General features: G+C 77.3%; 1 protein-coding gene and 1 pseudogene. Both read left to right on the top strand.

All coding sequences use genetic code 11. From position 1 onward, the window contains the following. The coding region (locus KN815_RS48825; protein ID WP_216348164.1) for a glycosyltransferase at positions 1 to 1,611 on the top strand (1,611 nt) is incomplete at its 5' end. Continuing rightward, positions 1,608 to 2,000 (top strand): annotated as a pseudogene (locus KN815_RS48820) (hypothetical protein); the annotation flags it as partial. The gene KN815_RS48825 and the pseudogene KN815_RS48820, both read left to right, overlap by 4 nt.

Below are 2,000 nucleotides of genomic sequence, written 5' to 3'. Positions count from 1 at the left end.
GGGCGGGGCGGCCGACGGCAGCGGCGGCGGTTCGCCGAGCACTTCGGGGAGCTGGCCGCGGCGATCAGCGCGCCTTACGGTTCCGGCGCGCCCCATGGCTCCGGTGTGCCCGGCCGCTCCACGGCCGAGGCGGACCGTTTCGCCAATGGTCTCCACGGCCTCGCCGACCTTGCCGGGGAGTACGGCGGGCTGTCCGCCGCGCTCCGCTCCGAGGACGCCGTAGGGACGCTGGAGCGGGCCTGCCGCACCTTCGGGGCGCCACACGGCGCCCACCAGGTGCGAGTCGCCGATCTGCTGACCGTCACCGAGGCGCTGGAGCGCGCGCTGCGCCCGCTGTCGCTCGACTGGTACGGCGAGGGCGCCGGAGGCGATCCGGGGCTGTCCGGGGTGGATCTGTGCCACGCCGCGACCGGCGGCGCGGCCGTACTGCCCGGGCTGCTGGCCAAGCGCCGCTTCGGCACACCGCTGCTGCTCACCGAGTACGGCGTCCGGCTGCGCGAGTGCTATCTGGCGGGCGCGGCCGACGCGGCGGACGGCCGGCCGCTCCCCGGGCCGGTACGGACCCTGCTCGCCACGTTCCACGGCCGGCTGGCCGCCGAGGCGTACGCACGGGCGGATCTGATCACCCCGGGCAATACGCATACGCGGCGCTGGCAGGAGCGGTGCGGCGCCGACCGGGAGCGGCTGCGCACCGTCTACCCCGGCATGGACGCAGCCCGCTTCGCGGAGGTCGGCGAGCAGGGCGCGGCCCCGTCCGGCGGCGATGACCGGACGCTGGTGTGGGTGGGCCGGATCGAGCCCCCCAAGGACGTCATCGCCCTGCTGCACGCCTTCGCGGAGGTGCGCAGATGGCAGCCGGACGCCCGACTGAGGATCATCGAGACCCGGCGCGGCGAGGACCCGGGGACGGACGGCTATCCGGCCCACTGCCGGGCGCTGGCCGAGCATCTCTTCCCCGACGAGGCGGCGGACGCCCACTCCGCCGGTGACAACCCGGTCTCCTTCGAGCGGCTCGGCGACCCCGAGGTGCCGACCCTGGCCGACGCCTATGGGGCGGGCGGCGTGGTGGTGCTGTCCAGCGTGGTCGAGGGCTTCCCGGTCGGGCTGGTCGAGGCGATGTTCTGCGGACGGGCCACGGTGTCCACGGATGTGGGCGCGGTGTGCGAGGTCATCGGCGGCACCGGGCTCGTGGTGCCCCCGCGCAATCCCCGGGCGCTCGCGGATGCGTGCCTGGCCATGCTGGGCGACCCCGAGCGCCGCGCGCGCCTGGGCGCCGCCGCGCGCGCCCGTGCGCTGGAGCTCTTCACCGTCGAGCAGAACGTCGCGGCCTTCCGCGGGATCTATCTGGAGCTGATGTCGCACTGCCCGGTGCCGCGCGAGGAGGTCGGCGAGGGCGGCGGGCCGCTGCCGTTCGCCCGCCCCGCCGAGGCCCATGTCCCGGGGCGCTGGACCGCGGGCCGCGACGGTGACGGCTTCGGCCACTGGCTGCCCGGCCCGCTCGCCTCCCGCTCCGCCCCGGAGCACACCCCCACCTGGGCCGCCCCAACGCCCACCGCACCGCCGCGTGAGCCGCTGGGCGTGGGCCCGCGGCCGTCCGAGGAGGGCGCATGAGCACGCCTCCCCGGTGGAACGGCCCGGTCGATCCGGCCTCCTCCGACCGCGGCCTCGGCGCCCTGTCCGGGGTCCGGGTGCCGGTCTCCCGGCGGCCGGACGAGGCGTCCGCGCGCACCGGCGCCGGGAAGGGACAGGGGAAGGGGCGGCGGGGGCCCGCCGATCCGGTGCGGGCGCTGATGCACCACCACCACGACCTGTGCGCCCGCGCCGTCGACCCGCTGGAGATCGCCGCCGGGCTGGAGGCCCACGGTGTGACGGACCGCACCGCCGCACGCTTCCGGCACCGCGATGTCTTCTCGCTCGCCGAGGAGTTGTACGCCCGGGTGCCGCGCGCCGAGGAGCCCGAGCCCCCGGCCGCCCCCGCGCCGGGGCGCGCGCTGGCGGCG

Origin of the sequence: Streptomyces niphimycinicus (genome assembly GCF_018883605.1) — a bacterium.
In the GTDB taxonomy this organism is placed as follows: domain Bacteria; phylum Actinomycetota; class Actinomycetes; order Streptomycetales; family Streptomycetaceae; genus Streptomyces; species Streptomyces niphimycinicus.
This window is presented reverse-complemented; position numbering and strand designations above follow the sequence as displayed.